Origin of the sequence: Xanthomonas sp. NCPPB 1754 (genome assembly GCF_041475725.2) — a bacterium.
GTDB classification, from domain to species: domain Bacteria; phylum Pseudomonadota; class Gammaproteobacteria; order Xanthomonadales; family Xanthomonadaceae; genus Xanthomonas; species Xanthomonas euvesicatoria.
Window position 1 is genome coordinate 3,836,500 of the sequence record NZ_CM192982.1, and the last position, 20,165, is coordinate 3,856,664.

A 20,165-nucleotide genomic window follows, 5' to 3' on the forward strand; every position below is an offset into this window, starting at 1 on the left:
CTATCCCCTATCACTTTATTGATCATCCAATGCGAGTGCGGCCGGCCGTTCAAGCCATCCACCCGCACCGTCCGGCACAAGTTCAATCAGCTCGATGCGGTCTTCGTAGACCCCGGTCACCCGGCCATCGCTCTGTCCCAGATACACACCCGGCCGCACCCGGTAGGTCACCTTGTCAGGCGCCATCACCAATGCGATCAGGCCCGAACCGCCGCCAATGGTCCCCACCATGTCGAGGGCGTCGAGCGGAAAGGCTTCCAACGGTTCCTTGCGCCGGTTCGGATCCGGACGCGTGCCGTTGCCACCTTCCGCGCTGACCCAGGCATCGCTGAACGGGTCGCGCATCGCCTGCGCTGCATATTCGAAGGTCTCGAACTGCTGCATCACCGGCAATGGCTCCAGCGGCGGCGCAGGACGCGCGCGCACCTCGGCAACCCAGGCTTCCAGATTCGGCGCATCGCCCGGTGTGCTGGTCACACCGCGCGTGCACGCCGGCAATACTGCAATTAACGCCACACAGGACAGAATCTTGAGCAATTTCATGGTCATTGGCCGCCCTTCTTCGCAGCGTTGGCCGCAGCCTTTTCCTGCTCGGCCATTTCCTCGTCGTCCAGATAACGATAGGTCTTGACCGTTCCGGACAGCTCCAGCGCACCGCGCGGGCCGATGCCGGCCTTGGGGTCCTTGGGCTTGAGGTTGATGTCGTGCATGGTCAGGATCACCACGCGCGGCAGCGAGGCCACACCGCTGACGAAGGCACCAAACTGGTGGTAGCTGCCCACCATGCGCAGAGCGATCGGCTTTTCGGCGTAAAACTCCTTCGGCGATTCCGGACCAGGCTGGAACAGCTCGTTGGACAGGCCGCTGGACAACGCGGTCTGCGAAATGTCGATGATCAAATCCGGCATTTCGGTCTTGCTGGGCAGCTGACGCAGCATCTGCTGCAGCACTTGTTCCATCTGCGCGAGCTGCTGCTTGAGCGGCTCCAGGTTCACCGCGCGGCCCTGTTGGGTCTCGAACTCGGTGCGCAGCTGGGATTCGGTGCTTTCCAGGCCTTCCAGTTCATCGCGCTTGCTGCTGATCAACAGGAACCAGGCCAGCACCATGATGAACAAGCCGACCACCACGCAGAACACGATGCGCGCCTGCTGCGGCCAACCGCCGATGTTGTTGAAATCCAGATCGCTGAGCTTGAATGATTTCTTACTCATGACGCCGCCCCCTCCTGCGGCCGATTGGCTGGCGCCGGTGCTGCCTGCGTCGGTGCAGGAGCAGCGGCCGGCGGCGTTGCGGGCGCAGGCGCCGCTGCCGGAGCAGCAGGCGTCGCACCGGCAGGCGCAGCACCCGGTGCTGCGGTGCCCGGCGCAGCCGGATCCGCTGCGCCCGGCGCGGTGCCGTTCTTGTCAGCCTCGTTCGGGTTGGCCAGCTTGACCTTGAGCGTGAACACGTACGGCAGCGTCTTGGTGTCCATCGACGACGCGGCAGGTTGACCGGCCTTGTCCTGACTCTTGGCCTCGATGATCGACAGGTCCGGATTGGTCATCCAGCCCGAGCTTTCCAGGTTGCGCATGTATGCACTGACCCGCGCATTCGATTGCGAGCGACCTTCCAGCGTGAGGATGTCGCCATCCTGCTTGATGTTGGTCAGGGCCACGCCATCGGGAATGGTGCGCACCAGCGAATCGAACAGGTGCACCATCTGCGAGCGGTTGGCTTGCAGTTCCTCGATCACCTTCTTGCGGGCAAGCAGGCGGTCCTTCTTCTTGTCGAGTTCCTTGATCTCTTCGTTCTGCGCCTTGACCTTGTCGATCTCGGTGGTCAGAAACGCATTGCGCTCGGTCTGGCCGCTGATCTGCGCGTCGTAGTAGAACCAGATCAACGCCGACAACAGCACGCCGCCCAATGCGGCGAAGCCCAGCATCGAATAGAACTCGCGCTCGCGTGCCTTTCGGCGCTCCGCGCGCCAGGGCAATAGATTGATTCTTGCCATCAGTCGAAGCTCCTCAGGGCCAGGCCGGTGGCGATCATCAATGCAGGCGCATCCAGCGCCAGCGCATGGGCCTGAACCTTCGGGCCAAGCGTCATCTGGGCAAGCGGATTTGCAACGACCGTGGTCACGCCGAGCTGCTCTTCCACCATCTCCGGCAGGCGCGCCAGCGCGGCGCAACCGCCGGCCAGCACGATGCAGTCGACGCGGTTGAACTCACTGCCCGCATAGAAGAACTGCAGCAGACGGCTGATCTGCTGCACAGTGGCTTCCTTGAACGGCTCCAGCACCTCGACCTCGTAACTTTCCGGCAGGCCACCCTGACGCTTGGCAAGGCCAGCCTCTTCATAGGTCAGCCCGTAACGGCGCATCACTTCGTCGGTGAGCTGCTTGCCGCCGAACACCTGCTCGCGGCTATACAGACTGCGACCGGAGCGCAGCACGCTCAGCGTGGTCATGGTGGCGCCGATATCCACCAGCGCCACCACCGCGTCGGCGGCCACCGGCAATTCGCTGGCAACCAGCGCGAAGGCGTTTTCGACCGCGAAGGCCTCCACGTCCATGACCTTGGCGGTCAAACCGCCGAGTTCCAGCGCCGACTGGCGCAGTTCCACATTCTCCGAACGCGAGGCGGCCAGCAGCACCTGCACCATGTCCGGGCTGTTGGGCATCGGGCCCAGCACCTCGAAATCGAGATTGACTTCCTCGATCGGGTACGGAATGTAATTGGTGGCTTCCAGTTCGACCTGGGCTTCCAGGTCGCTATCGTCCAGATCGGCCGGCATCGGGATCAACTTGGTGATCACCGCCGACCCGGCGACAGCAGCGGCCGCGTTTTTGGCCTTGCTGCCGGAACGGTTGATGGCGCGGCGAATGGCTTCGCCCACCGCCTCCACTTCGACGATGTTCTTTTCCACGACCGCATTCGGCGGCAATGGTTCCACCGCGTAATGTTCCACGCGAAAACGGTTCCCGCTGCGCGATAGCTGCAAGAGCTTCACGGCAGTAGAACTAATGTCGACACCAATCAGTGGCGACTGACTCTTGGGTAAAAGCCCCACGGTAACTCCCCTGCCGACGGGCACTTGGACGCACGTGCGCCCTCGTATTAATAATCAAATTTTAACAGTTGACAAGCCCTTCACGCGCAAGGCAATGACCCCGCGACCGTGACCCCAGTGCTGTCTTCTGCGATCCCCAGAGTTCGGCCCCAGCCAAACTCGGCGTCATCTATACTCTGTGACCAAGAAATCTGCAATCGGAATCTCTCTTACATGCCCCGTATTCGCCGTTGGCTGGGCTGGATCCTGGCCACGATCGTCGTGCTCGCACTGCTTGGCGCTATTGCTGCCGGCGGCCTGTATTACGCCATTTCCTCGAAGTTGCCAGACGTTCAATCGCTCAAGCAGGTCGAGCTGCAGGAGCCGATGTACGTCTATTCCAGCGATGGCCGCCTCATGGCCGTTTATGGCGAGACCCGGCGTTATCCCGTCCAGATGAAGGACGTGCCGCTGCGCCTGAAGCAGGCCTTCCTGGCCACCGAGGACGCGCGCTTCTACGAGCACGGCGGCGTGGACTACAAGGGCATTGCCCGCGCGGTGTGGCTGCTGACAACCACCGATGCCAAGCGCGTGCCGGGTGGTTCGACCATCACCCAGCAGGTGGCGCGGCAGTTCTTCCTGAGTTCGGAGTACAGCTACACCCGCAAGCTGGCGGAGATCCTGCTGGCGCGCAAGATCGAAAGTGAGCTGAGCAAGGACGAGATCTTCGAGCTGTATCTCAACAAGAGTTTCTTCGGCAACCGCGCCTACGGCGTCGGGGCCGCTGCCGAGTATTACTACGGCAAGAAGATGAGCGAATTGAGCCTGGACGAGATGGCCTCGCTGGCCGGCATCCCCAAGTTCCCGTCCAGTGGCAACCCGATCAGCAACCCTGAGCGTGCGCAGGAGCGTCGCGACTATTACGTGCTGCAGCGCATGGCCGACCTGGGCTTTGTCAGCCAGGCCGAAGCCGACGCCGCCAAGGCCGTGCCGATGCACGCCAAGCCGCATGAGCCGCCGGTGGAGGTGTACGCCCCTTACGTGGCCGAGCTGGTGCGTCAGGAAATGATCGCCAAGTACGGCGGCGATGTGCTCAACAAGGGCTATCACGTCACCACGACCATCGATGCGACCCTGCAGACCGGTGCGGATGTGGCAGTCGCCGACGGCTTGCGGGTCTACGATCATCGCCATGGCTGGCATGGCGTAGAGCAGCACTTCGACGTGCCCGCCGATGCGGACGCGCCTGCACTGGCCAAGCACCTGGCAGGCGCGTTCACCCAGGGCGGACTGCGTGCGGTGATCGTGGCGCGCACCAATCCCGATGGCGGGGTCACGGTCGTGCTGAGCGACAAGACCGAACTGACCCTGCCCGCCAGTGCCAGCCGCTGGACCGGCAAGACCCCGGCCAAGCTGCTGACCCGCGGCGACCTGACCCGCATTCGCGCCGGCGAAAAGGACGGCGAGTGGATCATCGACCAGTTGCCGCGCGGCCAGGCGGCATTGGTTTCGCTGGACGCCAATAGCGGCGCCCTGCGTGCCCTGGTAGGCGGCTTCAGCTTTGCGGGGAACAAGTTCAACCGCGCCACCCAGGCACGCCGCCAGCCAGGGTCGAGCTTCAAGCCGTTCGTCTACGCAGCCGCATTCGAAAAGGGCTTCAACCCGGCCTCGATCGTGCTGGACGCGCCGGTGGTGTTCCGCGACCGGCGCGGCAAGACCTGGTCGCCGCAGAACGATGGAGGCGGCTTCCGCGGGCCGATGCGCCTGCGCGAAGCGCTGGTGCAGTCGCGCAACCTGGTGTCGGTGCGCCTGCTGGACGCCATCAGCGTCGATTTCGCACGCAAATACATCAGTCAATTCGGTTTCCAGGAGGCCGAATTGCCGCCAAACCTGTCGATGTCGCTGGGCACCGCTTCGCTGACGCCGCTGTCTGTGGCACGCGGCTATGCGGTGTTCGCCAATGGCGGCTCACGGGTGGACACCTGGATCGTGGATGAGGTCAAAGACCGCGAGGGCAATGTCATCTTCAAGGAGGTGCCGGCCGTAGCCTGCCGCACCTGCGCCCTGCAAGGCGGCAATGTGGCGCCCGTGAGCCAGGTCGTCGATGGCTTCAACTTCGGCGCGCAGGCACCGGAGACACCGCCTGCCGCGCCGGCCACGGCCACGCCGACGCAGGCGCAGACCGCCCCTGCGGCAACCGCGCAGACCAAGATCGCGCCGCGCGCGATCGACGAGCGCACCGCCTACCAGCTGGTGTCGATGATGCGCGACGTGGTCCAGCGCGGCACCGGCACCGCGGCCAAGGTCCTCGGCCGCGAGGACGTGGGCGGCAAGACCGGCTCCACCAACGAGCACCGCGACGCGTGGTTCTCCGGCTTTGGCGGCCCCTACGTCACCACCGTATGGGTGGGCCGCGACGACTTCCGCTCGCTCGGCTATCGCGAATACGGCGGCAAGGCGGCGCTGCCGATCTGGATCGACTACATGCGCGTAGCGCTCAAGGACAAGCCGATCGCCGCCAACGATCCGCCCGATGGCATGACCCAGGCCACCATCAATGGCGCCGTCGAATGGGTCAAGAACGAAGATCTGGACCGCCTGCAGGATTACGACTACGGCCTGCAGGAACAGCAGGACGAAAAGGCGTTCGACATTTTCTGAGGAATCGGGATTGGGGAATCGAAAGCGGCGTGGCTGTTCGGTTCCCCAATTTGTTGGCCCCCGTTGGATAAGCGCCAGCCATTGCCGACCTGATGGATCGCTGGCGGCATCGTTGCCGGGTCGGCGCAGCGCTCACCTGCCCGCCACGGATATCGCACGCGCCTTGCGCCTTGCCCGTGCATACCCGCACCTGGACCATCGCCCGGTCACCGCTGCGTGATCGTTCCTTTGCAATGACATGACGCATTCGCCATGTCTTCATGCAGCTGTTGTAGAGTCCAGATCAGGTTCATTAGGGGAGCCCGGTCATGCATCACGCACGCGCGCACGCCGATACACGAACCCGGGAACGTCGCCATCGTCTGGCGCACGAAGCCGCACGCCTGATGGCCGAAGGCGGCATCCGTGATTTCCATCAAGCCAAGCTCAAGGCTGCCAGCCGGCTCGGCATTCATGACGATGCGTCGCTGCCACGCAATCGCGAGATCGAAGATGCGTTGCGCGAGTACCAACGCCTGTTCGCCGGACCTGCGCACGGTGCGCGTCTGCGCCAACGTCGCGAAGCCGCGTTGCGGGCGCTTGAGTTTCTCAGCCCCTTCCAGCCACGGCTGACCGGCCCGGTGCTGGACGGCACCGCCGACGCCAATGCACCGGTGCACCTGCAGTTGCACAGCGACGATGCCGATGCCGTGCAGCGGTTTCTGGAAGAACACCGCATTCCGGCCGAGTCGCGCACGCGCCGGCTGCGCCTGGATCGCGAGCGCAACGGCGAGTTTCCGGTGTGGCTGTTCAGCGCCGAAGACCTCACCTTCGATCTCACCGTGCTGCCCTACGACGCGCTGCGGCAGGCGCCGCTGTCGCAGCTGGACGAAAAGCCGATGCAGCGTGCGTCGGCCGCGCAGGTGCGACAGTTGTTGACAGACGGCGACGGTTCCACCGGCTCACCGCTGCTGCGCTGAGTCGGCCATATGACGCGGAACCTGACTACGCGGGCGAGCTCTGTGCTTCTTTAACCGGCGTCACGACGCCGCTACGCAGCGGTCGTTTATTCGGGCCTAGCCAGCCGGACGAACCGTCGTGCAACACGACGCTGCCAATCGCCACGACAGCAGCACGCTGTGCTGGAAGGCGACTGCCGCGCAACCATCCAAATGCAAACGCCCCGCACTGCGGGGCGTTTGTTTACGCAGGTACGCGTGGACCGATCAGCGCTTGGCGCTGTCGGTGTAATCGCGCTTGTCGTAACCGGTATAGATCTGGCGCGGACGGCCGATCTTCATTTCCGGGTCGACCTGCTGCTCCAGCCAATGCGACACCCAACCTGCGGTGCGTGCGATGGCGAACATCACGGTGAACATTTCCACCGGGATGTTGAGCGCCTTGTAGATGATGCCCGAGTAGAAGTCGACGTTCGGGTACAGCTTGCGCTGCACGAAATAGTCGTCCTTCAGCGCGGCTTCTTCCAGCTTCAGCGCCACTTCCAGCAGCGGGTCGTTGACGCCCAGCTCGCCCAGCACCTTGTGGGTCATCTCGCGGATGATCTTGGCGCGCGGGTCGAAGTTCTTGTAGACGCGGTGACCGAAGCCCATCAGACGGAACGAGGAATTCTTGTCCTTGGCCTTGGCCACGGCCGATTCGACGTTGTCGGCGGTGCCGATCTCTTCGAGCATCTTCAGCACGGCTTCGTTTGCGCCACCGTGTGCCGGACCCCACAGCGCGGTGATACCGGCGGCGACCGAGGCATACGGATTGGCACCGGTCGAGCCGACCAGACGCACGGTCGAGGTCGAGGCGTTCTGCTCGTGGTCGGCGTGCAGGATGAACAGCAGATCCAGGGCCTTGGCAACGACCGGATTGATCTCCAGCGGCTCGCTCGGCACTTCGAACATCATGTGCAGGAAGCGGTCGACGTAGTTCAGGTTATTGCGTGGGTAGCGGATCGGCCAGCCGATCGAATAACGGTACGCCGCAGCCGCCAGGGTTGGCACCTTGGCGATCAAACGGATGGCGGCCTGACGGCGCTGCTCCGGATCGTTGAGGTCCAGGGTGTCGTGGTAGAACGCCGACAGCGAGGCGACCGAGCCGGCCAGCATGGCCATCGGGTGCGCGTCGTGACGGAAACCGCCGAGGAAGTTCTTCAGCGACTCGTGCATCATCGTGTGATGCGTCACTTCGTGGTCGAACTTCTTGAATTCGTCCGCCGTCGGCAGTTCGCCGTTCATCAGCAGGTACGAGACCTCAAGGAAGCTGGACTTTTCGGCCAGCTGCTCGATCGGGTAACCGCGATACAGCAACACGCCATTGTCGCCATCGATGTAGGTGATGGCCGACTTGCAGCTGGCGGTGGCGGTGAAGCCCGAGTCGTAGGTGAACAGACCGGTTTCTTTGGTCAGCTTTGAGATATCGACGCAATCATTGCCAAGCGTGGGCTTGAGAACCGGCAGAACGACCGACTTGTCGCCGGCGTTGAGCGTGACCTGATCAAGATCGGACACTGTGTACGCTCCTTCAGTGGAAGGCGCCTGATCCCACATGGGCAGGCACGTGATGGAAGTCCAAGGCATCGCCCCGGATCAGACCATTATCGCACAGCAGCATTTTGGCCGTCGCTTGGACAGAAGTCGTAGACGCATCGCGCCAGGCATACAGGCGAAGCGTTCAGCGCCCCAAAAAACAACGGCCGCGCAATGCGCGGCCGCTGCCGGTACAGCCCGTCCTGCAAGTTCAGCGCGCGTAGCGCTTCTGGAACTTGTCGATCCGGCCGCCGGTGTCGATCACCTTGTGCTTGCCGGTATAGAACGGGTGCGAGGACGAGGAAATTTCCACCTTGATCAGCGGATACTCCTGGCCGTCTTCCCACTTCACGGTCTCTTTCGAGGTCATGGTGGAACGGGTCAGAATCTTGAAATCGGACGTCACGTCGTGAAAGACGACGTCTTTGTAGTTGGGATGAACGTTATCTTTCATGGACTTGGCGCCGGGCTGCCTGGATAAGCCGGGTATTATAGCTGCGCCCAGGCAGCCGGCGCAAGGTCGCCTCAGTTCGCCGCCAGGGCGGCCCCGACCAGCGCGTAGAACTGCTGGATGTCATAGGCCAGCAGCAGATTGGCATTGTCGGGCGCCCCGCCCTGCCGGTTCCAGTCCACCAGGGTCATGCCACGGGTATGCGCACCGGACAGTTCGATATGGACCGGGCGCTGTTCCAGCCGCTGCGCGCCTTCCGGGTGCAGTGCGAACGCCATCGCCAGCGCGTCGGCGGCATACCAGTACTCGCCGCGGCTGTCTTCGGACCACAGCCGGGTCTTGCGCGAGATCTCCTCGTAGAATCGGGCGCGGCCAGAATCGGCCGCCAGCCATTGCTCCACGTCCCGGTGCAGCAGGCCGTGGGCAATGGTGGCTTCCCAGTCGGCCACGTCGAACTGCGGAAAACCGCCGAACACGATATGCGCCGCTTCCGGGTCGAATCCGATATTGAACTCGGCCGCAGCGGTGATATTGCCGTGCCCGGTCAACGCTCCGCCCATCACCACCAGCCGCGCCACGCGCTGCGGCAGGGTCGGGTCCAGGGTGAGCGCCAGGGCAAGATTGGTCAGTGGACCGAGCGCCACCAGCAGCAGCTTGCCGGCGTGTTCGTGCGACAGACGCAGGATGGCGAGCGCGGCGTGTTCGGCCTCGGCCGTGCGCTTGGCCGGTGCCAGGCCCACATCGCCGAATCCGTCGAGACCGTGCACGTGCGCCGCATCCACCGACGGGTGCAGCAACGGCTGTGGGCAGCCGGCGTAGACCGGCACATCGGTACGGCCAGCGATCTCGCAGACCTTCAAGGCGTTGCGCACGGTGTGCTCCAAGCCCACGTTGCCGGCGGCGATGGTCAGGCCGACCACCTCATGGCGGGTGTCGTTGAAGGCCATCAGCAGCGCCAAGGCGTCGTCCACGCCAGGGTCGGTGTCGATCAGCAGCGGTATCTTGTCAGTCATGGGATTCGGGATTGGGCATTCGGGATTCGTTGCCGCATCTTCGCAAGGATCGGCCGGCCACGCGAATCAGCAGCACGCAGCCGCCACGCTGTTACGAATCCCGATTCCCGACTCCCGGCCGCTCAAGCGGCCGCATACCGCACCGCGCCGCCGATCCAGCGTTCGACCACGCGGTCGGCGACTTCCGGCGCCTCGTCCAGCAGCCGCTCGGCCAGTACCTGCACGCGCGGCAACAGCCCGGCGTCGCGTGCCAGATCGGCGATGCGGAAACTGGCCAGGCCGGTTTGCCGGGTGCCCAGCAATTCGCCCGGGCCACGTAATTCCAGATCCTTCTCCGCGATCACGAAACCATCGTTGGTCTGGCGCATGGTTTCCAGACGCTGCCGCGCCATCATCGACAACGGCGCCTGGTACAGCAGCACGCAACTTGAGGCGGCTGCGCCACGCCCGACCCGACCGCGCAACTGATGCAATTGGGCCAGGCCCAGCCGCTCAGCGTTTTCGATGATCATCAACGAGGCGTTAGGCACGTCCACGCCGACTTCGATCACGGTGGTTGCCACCAGCAGGTCGCTGCGGCCCTGCTTGAAATCCAGCATGGCCTTCTGCTTTTCGGCCGGCTTCATGCGGCCGTGCACCAGCGCCACCCGCACGCCCGGCAACTGCGCCGACAAGGCCTCGAAGGTGACTTCGGCGGCCTGCGCTTCGATGCGCGGCGGACCGCCTTGCTGGCCTTGCGCGCCTTTCTCGGGTTCTTCGCTTTCTTCGATCAGGGTGCACACCCAATATGCCTGCCGTCCTTCGGCGCAGGCGGCGCGAATGCGTTCGACCAATTCGGGCCGGCGCTCCGCGCTCAGCACGATCGTCTGCACCGGCGTGCGGCCGGGCGGCAATTCGTCGATGGCCGAAACATCCAGATCTGCGTAAGCCGACATCGCCAACGTGCGCGGAATGGGCGTGGCGGTCATCACCAGTTGATGCGGCACGCTGCCCGCCGCCGCTCCCTTGTCGCGCAACGCAAGGCGCTGATGCACGCCGAAGCGGTGTTGCTCGTCGATGATGGCCAACGCCAGGTCGTGGAAGACCACCGCTTCCTGCATCAACGCATGCGTGCCGACCACGACCTGCGCCTGACCGGAGGCGACCTCGGCCATCACTGCAGCGCGCGCCTTGCCGGTGACCTTGCCTGCCAGCCAGACGATGCGGATGCCCAACGGTTCCAACCAGCCGCGCAGATTGGTGAGGTGCTGCTCGGCCAGCAATTCGGTGGGCGCGGCAAGTGCGACCTGCTTGCCCTGCTCCACCGCCAACATGGCCGCCAGCGCCGCGACCACGGTCTTGCCGCTGCCGACATCGCCCTGTACCAGCCGCAGCATCGGCGAGGGTTGCGCAAGGTCATGCGCAATCTGTTCGAACACGCGTTGTTGCGCGCCGGTCAGCTGGAACGGCAGCGCCTTGCACAATTGCTGCACCAACGTGCCGTTGCCGGGCAGGCTGGGCGCGTGAAGACGCTGCAACGCGATGCGTTGCCGGCGCAGGCTGAGCTGGTGCGCCAGCAATTCCTCGATTGCCAGGCGCTGCTGGGCCGGGTGGCCTCCGGCGAGCAGTTGCTGTGGATCTGTGCCAACCGGCGGGCGATGCATGGTGAGCAAAGCCGCGCGCAATGAGGGCAATCGCTCGTCCTGCAGCCAGTGCGGTGGCAACAATTCCAGCGCACTTTCGGACGGCAGACGCTCCAGCGCCTGGCCGATGAGCTTGCGCAACGTCGCCGGGCCAACGCCTTCGAGCACCGGATATACCGGATCCAGACTGTCGCCCAACCCGGCATCTTCGTCCGGCGCGAGCACGCGGTAACTGGGGTGCACGATCTCCCAGCCGTGCTGGCCGGGCTTGGGTGTGCCGAACACCCGCAGCCGCGTACCGACAGCGAACTGCGCGACCTGCGCCGCACGAAAATGAAAGAAGCGCAGCACCAGCGTCCCGTGCGAGGCGTCGGACACTGCCACGCGCAGCACCGGCCGGAAGCGGAAGCCGCGCTCCACAGCCTCCACGCGTCCTTCGACCTGCGCCGGCACGCCACCTTGCAGCTGCGCGATGGTGGTCAAGCGCGTGCGGTCTTCGTAACGCAGCGGCAGATGCAGCCACAGGTCCTGCACGCTCAGGATGCCGCGCGCAGCGAACTTGTCGGCCACTTTCGGGCCGACACCGGGCAGGCTGGACAGCCGAGCCTGGCCGGCGACGGCCAGGCTCGGTGTGACGACGCGCGTGCGCGACACGGCCGATCAGCGGCGCAAGATCACTCGATCACCATTACTGCATCGACTTCGAAGCCGGCGCCCTTGGGCAGACCGGAGACTTCGATGGTCGAACGCGCCGGGAACGGTGCCTGGAAATACTCCTGCATCACCGCGTTGACTGCAGCGAACTGCCCCAGGTCGGTCAGATACAGACCCAGACGCACGATCTTGTCGAGCGAGCCGCCGGCCGCCTCGGCCACCGCCTTGAGGTTGTCGAATGCACGGCGTGCCTGCGCACCGATGTCGCCCGGCACGATCTCGCCGGTGGCCGGGTCCAGCGGGATCTGCCCGGAGAAATACACGGTGTTGCCGGCACGCACGGCCTGCGAATACGGGCCGATGGCGGCAGGCGCCTGGTCGGTATGGATGATCTGGGACATGGACACTCCACTGCAAAGGGTTGCCGCAGTTTAGGCCTTTGTGCGGATTTGCTCGACTGTTGCGCGAGCGCGCCAGGCGCTACTGGCGTCCGACGCTCTGCACCACGTGCAGACGCCGTAGCCGGCGCATCACCTCGGCCAGGTGGCGGCGGTCGCGCACCTGGATGTTGAAGCGCAGCACGGCTGCGTTGAAGTCGCGGTCCAGATAGTCCACGCGCTCGATATTGGACTGACTCTGCGCGATGGCTGCGGCCAACTGCGCCAGCACGCCGGTGCGGTTTTCCACTTCGACCACCAGCGCGGTGTCGTAGTCGCCGGTCACGTTGGAGTCCCAGTCGATCGGCACCCACCGTTCGGGCGATTTGCGCAGTTCCGCCAGGTTCGGACAGTCCAGGCGGTGCACCACGATCCCCTTGCCGGCGGTGTGATAGCCCATGATTTCGTCGCCGGGAATCGGCTGGCAGCAATTGGCGAAACTGATCACGCCGCGCTCGCTGCCGTCGATCAGGATCTTCTCGTGCGAATGCTTGGACAGGCCACCGCCACGCAGTTCTGCGTAAGCCATCAACGCCTGCGCGGCCTGATTGGGCATCCAGTTGCCAAGCGCCACATCGGCCAGCAGCGCTTCCAGACGCGGGTAGCGGTGCTCGGCAAGGAAGGCGTCCAGGCGGCCCTTGGGCAGCCGTTCAAGCGAAGAGTCCATTGCTTCCAGCGCGCGGTCCAGCATGCGGTGGCCCAACTGCACGGCATCTTCGTGCTCGAGTTGCTTGAGCTGATGCCGGATGGCGGTGCGCGCCTTGCTGCTGACCACAAATTCCAGCCACTGCGGTTTGGGCGTGGCCGAGCGGGCGGTGATGATCTCCACCGCCTGCCCGCTGACCAGCTTGGTGCGCAACGGCACCAGCTTCTTGTCCACGCGCGAGGCCACGGCGCGATTACCCACGTCGGTATGCACCGCGTAGGCAAAATCCAGCGCGGTGGAATTGCGCGGCAACGCCAGGATCTTGCCCTTGGGCGTGAACAGATAGACCTCGTCCGGGAACAGGTCGACCTTGACGTTGTCCAGGAATTCCAGCGACGAGCCGGCGGCGCGCTGCGAATCGATCAGTTCCACGATCCAGTCGTGCGCACGACTCTGCGCGCTGTTGGGCGAGGCCGAGCCGACCTTGTAGGTCCAGTGCGCGGCGACACCGCGCTCGGCGATCAGGTCCATCTCTTCGGTGCGTATCTGCACTTCGATCGGCGAGCCGTATGGTCCGAACAACACGGTGTGCAGCGACTGGTAGCCATTGGCCTTGGGGATTGCGATGAAATCGCGGAAGCGCCCGTCCAGCGGCTTGAAGCTGGCATGCACCGCGCCCAGCGCGTGATAGCAATCAGCCACCGTGCGCACCACCAGGCGAAAGCCGAACACGTCCATCACCTGGTCGAAGGACTTGTTCTCTTCGTGCATCTTGGAATAGATGCTCCAGGGCGTCTTGATGCGGCTGACCAGCCGATGCTCCAGCCCTTCCTTGGCCAGCCGCTGGGACAGCTGCACTTCCACCTGCGCCATCGATTCGCGCCGCACCACCGGCTGGCTGCGGATGTGCTTTTCGATGATGGCGTGGCGCCACGGATACAACGCGCGGAAGCCCAGATTCTGCAATTCGGACTTGATCAGGCTCATGCCCAGCCGCTGCGCGATGGGTGCGTAGATCTCCAGCGTCTCGCGCGCGATGCGGCCGCGCGCCTCGGTGCTCTGTGCGCCGAGCGTGCGCATGTTGTGCAGGCGGTCGGCCAGCTTGATCATGATCACGCGCAGGTCGCGCGACATCGCCAGCAGCATCTTGCGGAAACTTTCCGCCGCCGCTTCCTGGCGGTCGCGGAACTTGAGCTTGTCCAGCTTGGTGACGCCATCGACCAGTTCGGCCACCGCCTCGCCGAACTCCGACGCCAGTTCTTCGCGCGTCAGCGGCGTATCTTCAATGGTGTCGTGCAGGATTGCGGCGATCAGCGATTCCATGTCCAGGCCAAGCTCGGCCAGCACGCCAGCCACCGCCACCGGGTGGGTGATGTAGGGCTCGCCCGACTTGCGGGTCTGCCCGGCATGCGCGCTGGCGCCCACTTCCCAGGCACGGCGCAGGATCGGCAGCTGCTCCTTGGGCAGGTAGCTGGCCGCGCGCTCGAGATGCAGGACGTAGTCGGGGATGGCCTGGTCGGAAGACGGAGACGTCACGACGGTCGCCTGGGCAGTGGGGCCTGGGTTCATGCCGGAAGACTATGCCAGCCGTGCAGTCTCGGCAAACATTTGCACACGCAGGCGTATTGCCGGGACCGAAAACGAAAACAGCCCGCATCGAGGCGGGCTGTTCTGATCGATCGCAGCGATGCTGGGATCAATCGTCGTTCTTGGACATGTCTTCGTCGGCGACCACTTCGGCGGCGGCCCATTCCAGCGCTTCGCGCTCGGCGCGTTCGCGCTCGGCCTTCTCGACTTCATCGATCAGCGCGTTGTCGATCCGACGTGCGGCGATCTCGCGCAGTGCCATCACGGTGGGCTTGTCGCTGGCATCGGCATTCTCGATCAGCGGCTGCACGCCGTTGGCGAGCTGACGGGCGCGCTTGGAGGCCATCATGACCAGCTCAAAACGGTTGTTCACGACTTCCAGGCAATCTTCTACGGTAATGCGGGCCATGCGGGCTCCCGGCGACCAGCAACGGCCGCGCATCGAATGAGGGAAAGGGGGCGGAGTGTACGCTCCGGCCGGCGCCGCAGCAACCGCCACCCATTCAGTTTCCTTTGGAATCAGCGGTTTGAGCCGCTTGGAGCGATCAGGAAACCTTCCTGAGCAGTCGCTGGTGCAGCCGGCGCGTGTCAGGACCGCGGTCTACGCGCGGTGGCTGCCGTCGCGCGGCGGCGCCCGTCCGGTGACCAGCCCCGCGCTGCCAGCGGCGCTTACTCCAGCAGCGCCTGGATCAATCCGGCGTGCCGCTGCTGTTGTGCCTGCCGACGCAGCCGGCTGGCGGTGAAGATGGCGCACATCTCCGCCACGGCGATGTCGAAGGTCTCGTTGATGATCACGTAATCGAACTCTTCGAAATGCAGCATCTCTTCACGGGCGGCGGCCAGGCGTTGCGCCATCACGTCCTCGCTGTCCTGCCCGCGCTTGCGCATGCGCTCGTCCAGCGCCTGGCGCGACGGCGGCAGGATGAACACGCTGACCGCATCGGGCACCTTCTGGCGCACCTGACGCGCGCCCTGCCAGTCGATCTCCAGCAGGACGTCGTGGCCGGCGGCCAGCTGCGGCTCCACCGACTGCCGCGCGGTGCCCTTCCAGTCGCCATGCACCAGCGCATATTCGAAGAAATCGCCCGCCTCGATCATGCCCTGGAACTCGTCGGCGGAGACGAAATGGTAGTGCTCGGCATGCCGTTCGCCCGGCCGCGGCGCGCGCGAGGTGAACGAGATCGACAGGGCGATCTTCGGGTCGCGTGCCAGGGTGGCGTTGACGATGCTGCTCTTGCCGGCGCCGGAGGGGGCCGCAACGATATAGAGAGTGCCGCGCATAGGATCAGGGATTCGGGATTGGGGAGTCGGGATTCGCGAACGGACTGCGGACCGGTGCCACCGGGGTCGACATGCTACCGGGATTGGCCGCAGCCCGCTGAAACGCGAGGTTGCCGTCGACCAATCCCGAATCCCCAATCACCAATCCCGGCTACTCGATGTTCTGCACCTGCTCGCGGATCTGGTCGATCAACACCTTCAGATCCACGGCGGCATTGGAGGTGCGGCTGTCCACCGACTTGGAGCCCAGCGTATTGGCTTCGCGGTTGAATTCCTGCAGCAGGAAGTCCAGGCGGCGACCGACCGGTTCGCGCTGCCTGAGCACGCGACGGATCTCGGCGATGTGGCTGGACAGGCGGTCCAGCTCCTCGTCCACATCCAGCTTCTGCAGCCACAGCACCAGCTCCTGCTCGGCACGGCCCGGGTCGACCGGATGCGGCAGGTCGGCCAGGCGCGCGGCCAGCTTGGCGCGCTGACCTTCGCGAATCACCGGAATCAGGACGCGCACCTCGGCGGCGATGCGTTCGATGGCATCTACCCGCTCGCTGATCGCCTCGGCCAGCTTGGCGCCCTCGCGCTCGCGCGCGATCACGAAGCTGCCCACCACCTCCTCCAGCAACGCCAGCGCCTGTGCCTGCAACGCGGGGGCGTCCACGTCCTGCACCTGCAGGACGCCGGGCAGCTGCAGCAGGTCGGTGAAGCCGACCTGCAATTTGGGGAACAGACCATCCAGCCGCGTGGCCAGCGCACCCAATTGCTGTAGCAGCGATTCGTTGACCGCCAGCGTCTGCGCGTTGTCGGGCGCGCGCAGGCGCAGCGTCAGATCCAGCTTGCCACGGCTGTTTTTCGCCGCCACCCGCTCGCGTAGCAACGGTTCCAGCGCACGCAATTCCTCGGGCAGACGCACACCCACTTCCAGAAAGCGGTGGTTGACCGAGCGCAGCTCGCAACCGAGCGTGCCCCAGGGTGTGATGCGTTCGCTGCCAGCGAACGCCGTCATGCTTCGGATCATCGTCAATCCCGTGCCGTCAAAGCGCGAATGGTACCCTAGCCGCCCTCGCCGGCTGCCTGCACGCTGCGCAGTGGCGCCAGACCCACCTCCCGACTTCCGGACTCATCGCATGACCTTTTCCCGTCCCAGCGGCCGCACGGCCGACCAGCTGCGCCCGGTGCGCATCGAACGCGCCTTCACCCGCCATGCCGAAGGCTCGGTGCTGGTCAGCTTCGGCGACACCCGCGTGCTGTGCACCGCCAGCGTGGAAAACCGCGTGCCGGGCTTCCTGCGCGGCAAGGGCGAAGGCTGGGTCACCGCCGAATACGGCATGTTGCCGCGCTCTACCCACACCCGTTCCGACCGCGAGGCTGCACGCGGCAAGCAGGGCGGACGCACGCTGGAAATCCAGCGCCTGATCGGCCGTGCACTGCGCGCCTGCGTGGATCGCAATGCACTCGGCGAACGCACCATCACCCTGGACTGCGACGTGCTGCAGGCCGATGGCGGCACCCGCACCGCGGCCATCACCGGCGCATACGTGGCGTTGGCCGATGCGGTGAACCTGCTGATCAAGCGCGGCGACATCAAGAAACACCCGCTGATCGGCGCGGTGGCTGCGGTGTCAGTCGGCATCTATCGTGGTGAACCGGTGCTGGATCTGGATTACCCGGAAGACAGCGACTGCGATACCGACATGAATGTGGTGATGAACGACGGCGGCGGTTTCATCGAGCTGCAGGGCACGGCCGAAGGCCATGCGTTCCGTCGCGACGAACTCAACGCGCTGCTTGCCCTGGCCGAGAAAGGCATGGGCGAGTTGTTCGCACTGCAACGCGCTGCGCTGGCCGGATGAGCCGTCGTATCGCCCTGACCACCTTGCTGGTTGCCGATTACGATGCGGCCATTGCCTGGTACGCCGGCGCGCTGGGTTTCCACGTGCTGCAGGATCGCCCGCTCGATGACGGCCAGCGCTGGGTCGTGATCGGCCCGGGCGGTGCAGACGATGCCGCCCTGCTGCTGGCGCAGCCTGCCAACGCCACGCAACGCGCGCGCATCGGCGACCAGACCGGTGGGCGGGTGGATCATTTCCTCTACACCGATAACTTCTGGCGCGACCACGCGGCCATGCAGGCGTTCGGCGTGGAATTTCTGGAAACCCCGCGCGAAGAGCCGTACGGCACGGTCGTGGTGTTTCGCGATCTGTACGGTACCAAGTGGGATCTGCTGGAGCCCAAGCAATGAAACAACTGGTCCTGGCCAGCGGCAACGCCGGCAAGCTGGAAGAACTGCGTGCCATGCTCGCCGGCCTGCCGCTGCGCATCGTCGCGCAAGGCGACCTGGGCGTGGAAGATGTCCCGGAAACCGGCCTGACCTTCGTCGAGAACGCGCTGATCAAGGCGCGCCATGCCAGCGCGGTGACCGGTTTGCCGGCCCTGGCCGATGACTCGGGGCTGATCGTGGATGCATTGGATGGCGCGCCCGGTCTGTACAGCGCGCGCTATGCCGGCAGCCCAACCGATGCGCAGGCCAACAACGCCAAGTTGCTCGATGCGATGCGCGAGGTTCCGACCGATCGCCGCAGCGCGCGGTTTTATGCGGTGATCGTGTTGCTGCGGCATCCGGAAGATCCGCAGCCGCTGATTGCCGAAGGCAGTTGGGAAGGGGTGATCACCACCGAACCGCGCGGCGCTGGCGGCTTCGGCTACAACCCGGTGTTCCTGGACCCGGTGTATGGCCTGACCGCCGCGGAGATGGACACCGCGTTGAAGAACCGTCTCAGCCATCGTGCGGTCGCCCTGGCCACGCTGCAGCACAAGCTGCATGCGATGGCGCTGTAAGGCACGCCTCGCGCAATGCCCCAGCTGATTCCGCCGCCGCTGTCGCTCTACGTGCACCTGCCCTGGTGCGTGCGCAAATGCCCGTACTGCGATTTCAACTCGCACGCGGCCAAGGGCGTGCTGCCGTTCGAAGAATACGTGGATGCGCTGATCCGCGACCTGGATGCGGATCTACCGCTGGTGTGGGGCCGCGTGGTGCATTCGGTGTTCTTCGGCGGCGGCACGCCCAGCCTGTTTCCGCCGCAGGCGATCGACCGCTTCCTGCAGGCCGCGGCGGCGCGGCTGCGTTTTGCCCCGAATCTCGAAATCACCCTGGAAACCAATCCCGGTACCGCAGAACACGGCCGTTTCGAACACTACCGCGCTGCGGGCGTCAACCGCCTGAGCTTCGGCGTGCAGACCTTCGACGACCTGGCACTGCAGCGACTTGGCCGCATTCACGACAGCGCCGAAGCCGAGCGCGCGATCAAACTGGCGCAAGACGCCGGCTACGATAATTTCAATATCGACCTGATGTACGCGCTGCCCGAGCAGACGCTGATGCAGGCCGAGCACGATCTGGAGCGCGCCTTCGCGCTGCAGCCGACGCACCTGTCGCATTACCAGCTCACGCTGGAGCCGAACACGGTGTTCTTCGCGCGGCCGCCCAAGGGCATTCCCGACGACGATGCCGCCTGGGATATCCAGGAGCACTGCCAACGCCTGCTGGCCGACGCCGGCTACGCCCAATACGAAGTCAGCGCGTACGCCAAGCCCGGGCGACAGTGCGCGCACAATCTCAATTACTGGCGCTTCGGCGACTACCTGGGCATTGGCGCGGGCGCGCACGGCAAGATCAGCTCCGGTGCCCAAGAGCACGTGTTGCGGCGCTGGAAGCACAAGCATCCGCAAAGTTATCTGGCCAGTGCCGGCACCGCCGCATCCATCGGCGGCGATGAAATCGTGCCGGGCGAACGGCTGCCGTTCGAATACATGCTCAACCTGCTGCGCCTGCATGAGGGCTTCCGGCTCAGCGACTTCGAGGCTTCGACGGGCCTTGCGGCCTGCGTCATCGACGCGCCGCTGGCGCGCGCAGTGGCGCAGGGCTGGATGAGGCGGCAAGACGGGCGCGTGGTGCCGACCGAGTTGGGACGGCGCTTTACCAATGATGTGGTCGAGCTGTTCCTGGTCTGAGCGCAGCGAAGAGCTGCGTTCACTGCCAGGTCGGCGCGGCCGGGCGCCTGACATCGGCTTGTATCGCCTGCGTCCAGTACGCCATCACGCCTGGCTGACCCGTGCGCGGAGGTGTGAGCGGGCCTGGGCGCGTTGGCAGTACCGATGAATCGGCCGTCCGAGCTGCCGCATACCCGCATGACCACCGGCTGGCACACCGCAGGCCGCATGCGCCGGCGCGCGCCGATGCCGCGCGGTCAGCGAAAAAACATGCTACATAGCTCACGCT

The 20,165-nt window shown here is 64.9% G+C and carries 19 protein-coding genes; 6 read left to right on the forward strand and 13 right to left on the reverse strand.

The features are described from left to right. Positions 1-15: 15 nt before the first annotated feature. Genes ACCQ15_RS16570 through ACCQ15_RS16585 form a run of 4 tightly spaced genes read right to left on the reverse strand, consistent with a single transcriptional unit; the run spans position 16 to position 3,048 of the window. The gene (locus ACCQ15_RS16570) at positions 16-549 is read right to left on the reverse strand and encodes a pilus assembly protein PilP (protein WP_007974439.1); all 534 of its coding nucleotides are present in this window, start codon (positions 547-549) and stop codon (positions 16-18) included. Next, entirely contained in the window at positions 546-1,211 is a 666-nt protein-coding gene (locus ACCQ15_RS16575) for a type IV pilus inner membrane component PilO (RefSeq protein ID WP_008575845.1), read from the reverse strand. Before ACCQ15_RS16575 ends, ACCQ15_RS16570 begins: the two co-directional genes overlap by 4 nt. Beyond that, a complete protein-coding gene (locus tag ACCQ15_RS16580) occupies positions 1,208-1,990 on the reverse strand; it encodes a PilN domain-containing protein (RefSeq protein ID WP_011348457.1) in 783 nt (260 codons plus the stop codon). The genes ACCQ15_RS16575 and ACCQ15_RS16580 overlap by 4 nt, the downstream gene beginning before the upstream one ends. Continuing rightward, positions 1,990-3,048 carry a pilus assembly protein PilM gene (locus tag ACCQ15_RS16585; RefSeq protein ID WP_011348458.1) on the reverse strand — a complete coding sequence of 353 codons (1,059 nt, stop codon included), beginning with the start codon at positions 3,046-3,048 and terminating at the stop codon, positions 1,990-1,992. The genes ACCQ15_RS16580 and ACCQ15_RS16585 overlap by 1 nt, the downstream gene beginning before the upstream one ends. A 213-nt stretch (positions 3,049-3,261) precedes the next feature. Between ACCQ15_RS16585 and ACCQ15_RS16590 the strand changes: the two genes are divergently transcribed. Together ACCQ15_RS16590 and ACCQ15_RS16595 are read left to right on the forward strand one after the other, a co-directional pair. Next, complete coding sequence (locus ACCQ15_RS16590; RefSeq protein WP_029820184.1) at positions 3,262-5,688, forward strand: penicillin-binding protein 1A; 2,427 nt, start codon at positions 3,262-3,264, stop codon at positions 5,686-5,688. A 308-nt stretch (positions 5,689-5,996) separates the two neighbouring features. Then, positions 5,997-6,647, forward strand: a complete 651-nt coding sequence (locus tag ACCQ15_RS16595; RefSeq protein ID WP_011348460.1) for a hypothetical protein — start codon at positions 5,997-5,999, stop codon at positions 6,645-6,647. Between the two features lie 246 nt (positions 6,648-6,893). Here ACCQ15_RS16595 and ACCQ15_RS16600 read toward each other — a convergent pair whose 3' ends face one another. The 9 genes from ACCQ15_RS16600 to ACCQ15_RS16640 all read right to left on the reverse strand — a co-directional run bounded on the left by ACCQ15_RS16600 (position 6,894) and on the right by ACCQ15_RS16640 (position 16,904). After that, the gene (locus ACCQ15_RS16600) at positions 6,894-8,183 is read right to left on the reverse strand and encodes a citrate synthase (RefSeq protein WP_003486167.1); all 1,290 of its coding nucleotides are present in this window, start codon (positions 8,181-8,183) and stop codon (positions 6,894-6,896) included. A 229-nt stretch (positions 8,184-8,412) separates the two neighbouring features. Continuing rightward, positions 8,413-8,655: a type B 50S ribosomal protein L31 gene (locus tag ACCQ15_RS16605; protein WP_005911911.1), complete on the reverse strand. Its 243-nt coding sequence runs from the start codon at positions 8,653-8,655 to the stop codon at positions 8,413-8,415. Between the two features lie 71 nt (positions 8,656-8,726). Further along, positions 8,727-9,665 carry a nucleoside hydrolase gene (locus ACCQ15_RS16610; protein ID WP_008575834.1) on the reverse strand — a complete coding sequence of 313 codons (939 nt, stop codon included), beginning with the start codon at positions 9,663-9,665 and terminating at the stop codon, positions 8,727-8,729. 122 nt (positions 9,666-9,787) lie between these two features. Further along, complete coding sequence (gene recG / locus ACCQ15_RS16615; protein WP_372380809.1) at positions 9,788-11,941, reverse strand: ATP-dependent DNA helicase RecG; 2,154 nt, start codon at positions 11,939-11,941, stop codon at positions 9,788-9,790. Positions 11,942-11,961: 20 nt separating this feature from the next. Next, positions 11,962-12,342: a RidA family protein gene (locus ACCQ15_RS16620; protein ID WP_005911914.1), complete on the reverse strand. Its 381-nt coding sequence runs from the start codon at positions 12,340-12,342 to the stop codon at positions 11,962-11,964. Between the two features lie 79 nt (positions 12,343-12,421). Continuing rightward, on the reverse strand, positions 12,422-14,593 hold the full coding sequence (locus ACCQ15_RS16625; RefSeq protein WP_008575831.1) for a RelA/SpoT family protein: 2,172 nt from the start codon (positions 14,591-14,593) through the stop codon (positions 12,422-12,424). A 127-nt stretch (positions 14,594-14,720) separates the two neighbouring features. Further along, on the reverse strand, positions 14,721-15,020 hold the full coding sequence (gene rpoZ, locus ACCQ15_RS16630) for a DNA-directed RNA polymerase subunit omega (RefSeq protein WP_002812428.1): 300 nt from the start codon (positions 15,018-15,020) through the stop codon (positions 14,721-14,723). 260 nt (positions 15,021-15,280) lie between these two features. Then, positions 15,281-15,892 (reverse strand): guanylate kinase, encoded by a 612-nt coding sequence (gene gmk / locus ACCQ15_RS16635; RefSeq protein WP_008575828.1) that lies wholly within the window; start codon positions 15,890-15,892, stop codon positions 15,281-15,283. A gap of 151 nt (positions 15,893-16,043) precedes the next feature. Further along, positions 16,044-16,904, reverse strand: a complete 861-nt coding sequence (locus ACCQ15_RS16640) for a YicC/YloC family endoribonuclease (RefSeq protein WP_011348463.1) — start codon at positions 16,902-16,904, stop codon at positions 16,044-16,046. Between the two features lie 109 nt (positions 16,905-17,013). On the opposite strand from ACCQ15_RS16640, the gene rph reads away from it, so the two are divergent. From rph to hemW, 4 genes are read left to right on the forward strand one after another with little or no spacing between them, the layout of a single operon-like run. Next, the gene (gene rph / locus ACCQ15_RS16645) at positions 17,014-17,739 is read left to right on the forward strand and encodes a ribonuclease PH (protein ID WP_008575825.1); all 726 of its coding nucleotides are present in this window, start codon (positions 17,014-17,016) and stop codon (positions 17,737-17,739) included. Next, entirely contained in the window at positions 17,736-18,128 is a 393-nt protein-coding gene (locus ACCQ15_RS16650; protein WP_372380810.1) for a VOC family protein, read from the forward strand. Before rph ends, ACCQ15_RS16650 begins: the two co-directional genes overlap by 4 nt. Then, positions 18,125-18,724: an RdgB/HAM1 family non-canonical purine NTP pyrophosphatase gene (gene rdgB / locus ACCQ15_RS16655; protein WP_008575822.1), complete on the forward strand. Its 600-nt coding sequence runs from the start codon at positions 18,125-18,127 to the stop codon at positions 18,722-18,724. The genes ACCQ15_RS16650 and rdgB overlap by 4 nt, the downstream gene beginning before the upstream one ends. A gap of 15 nt (positions 18,725-18,739) precedes the next feature. After that, positions 18,740-19,897 carry a radical SAM family heme chaperone HemW gene (hemW, locus tag ACCQ15_RS16660; RefSeq protein WP_008575821.1) on the forward strand — a complete coding sequence of 386 codons (1,158 nt, stop codon included), beginning with the start codon at positions 18,740-18,742 and terminating at the stop codon, positions 19,895-19,897. The last annotated feature ends 268 nt before the right edge of the window (positions 19,898-20,165 follow it).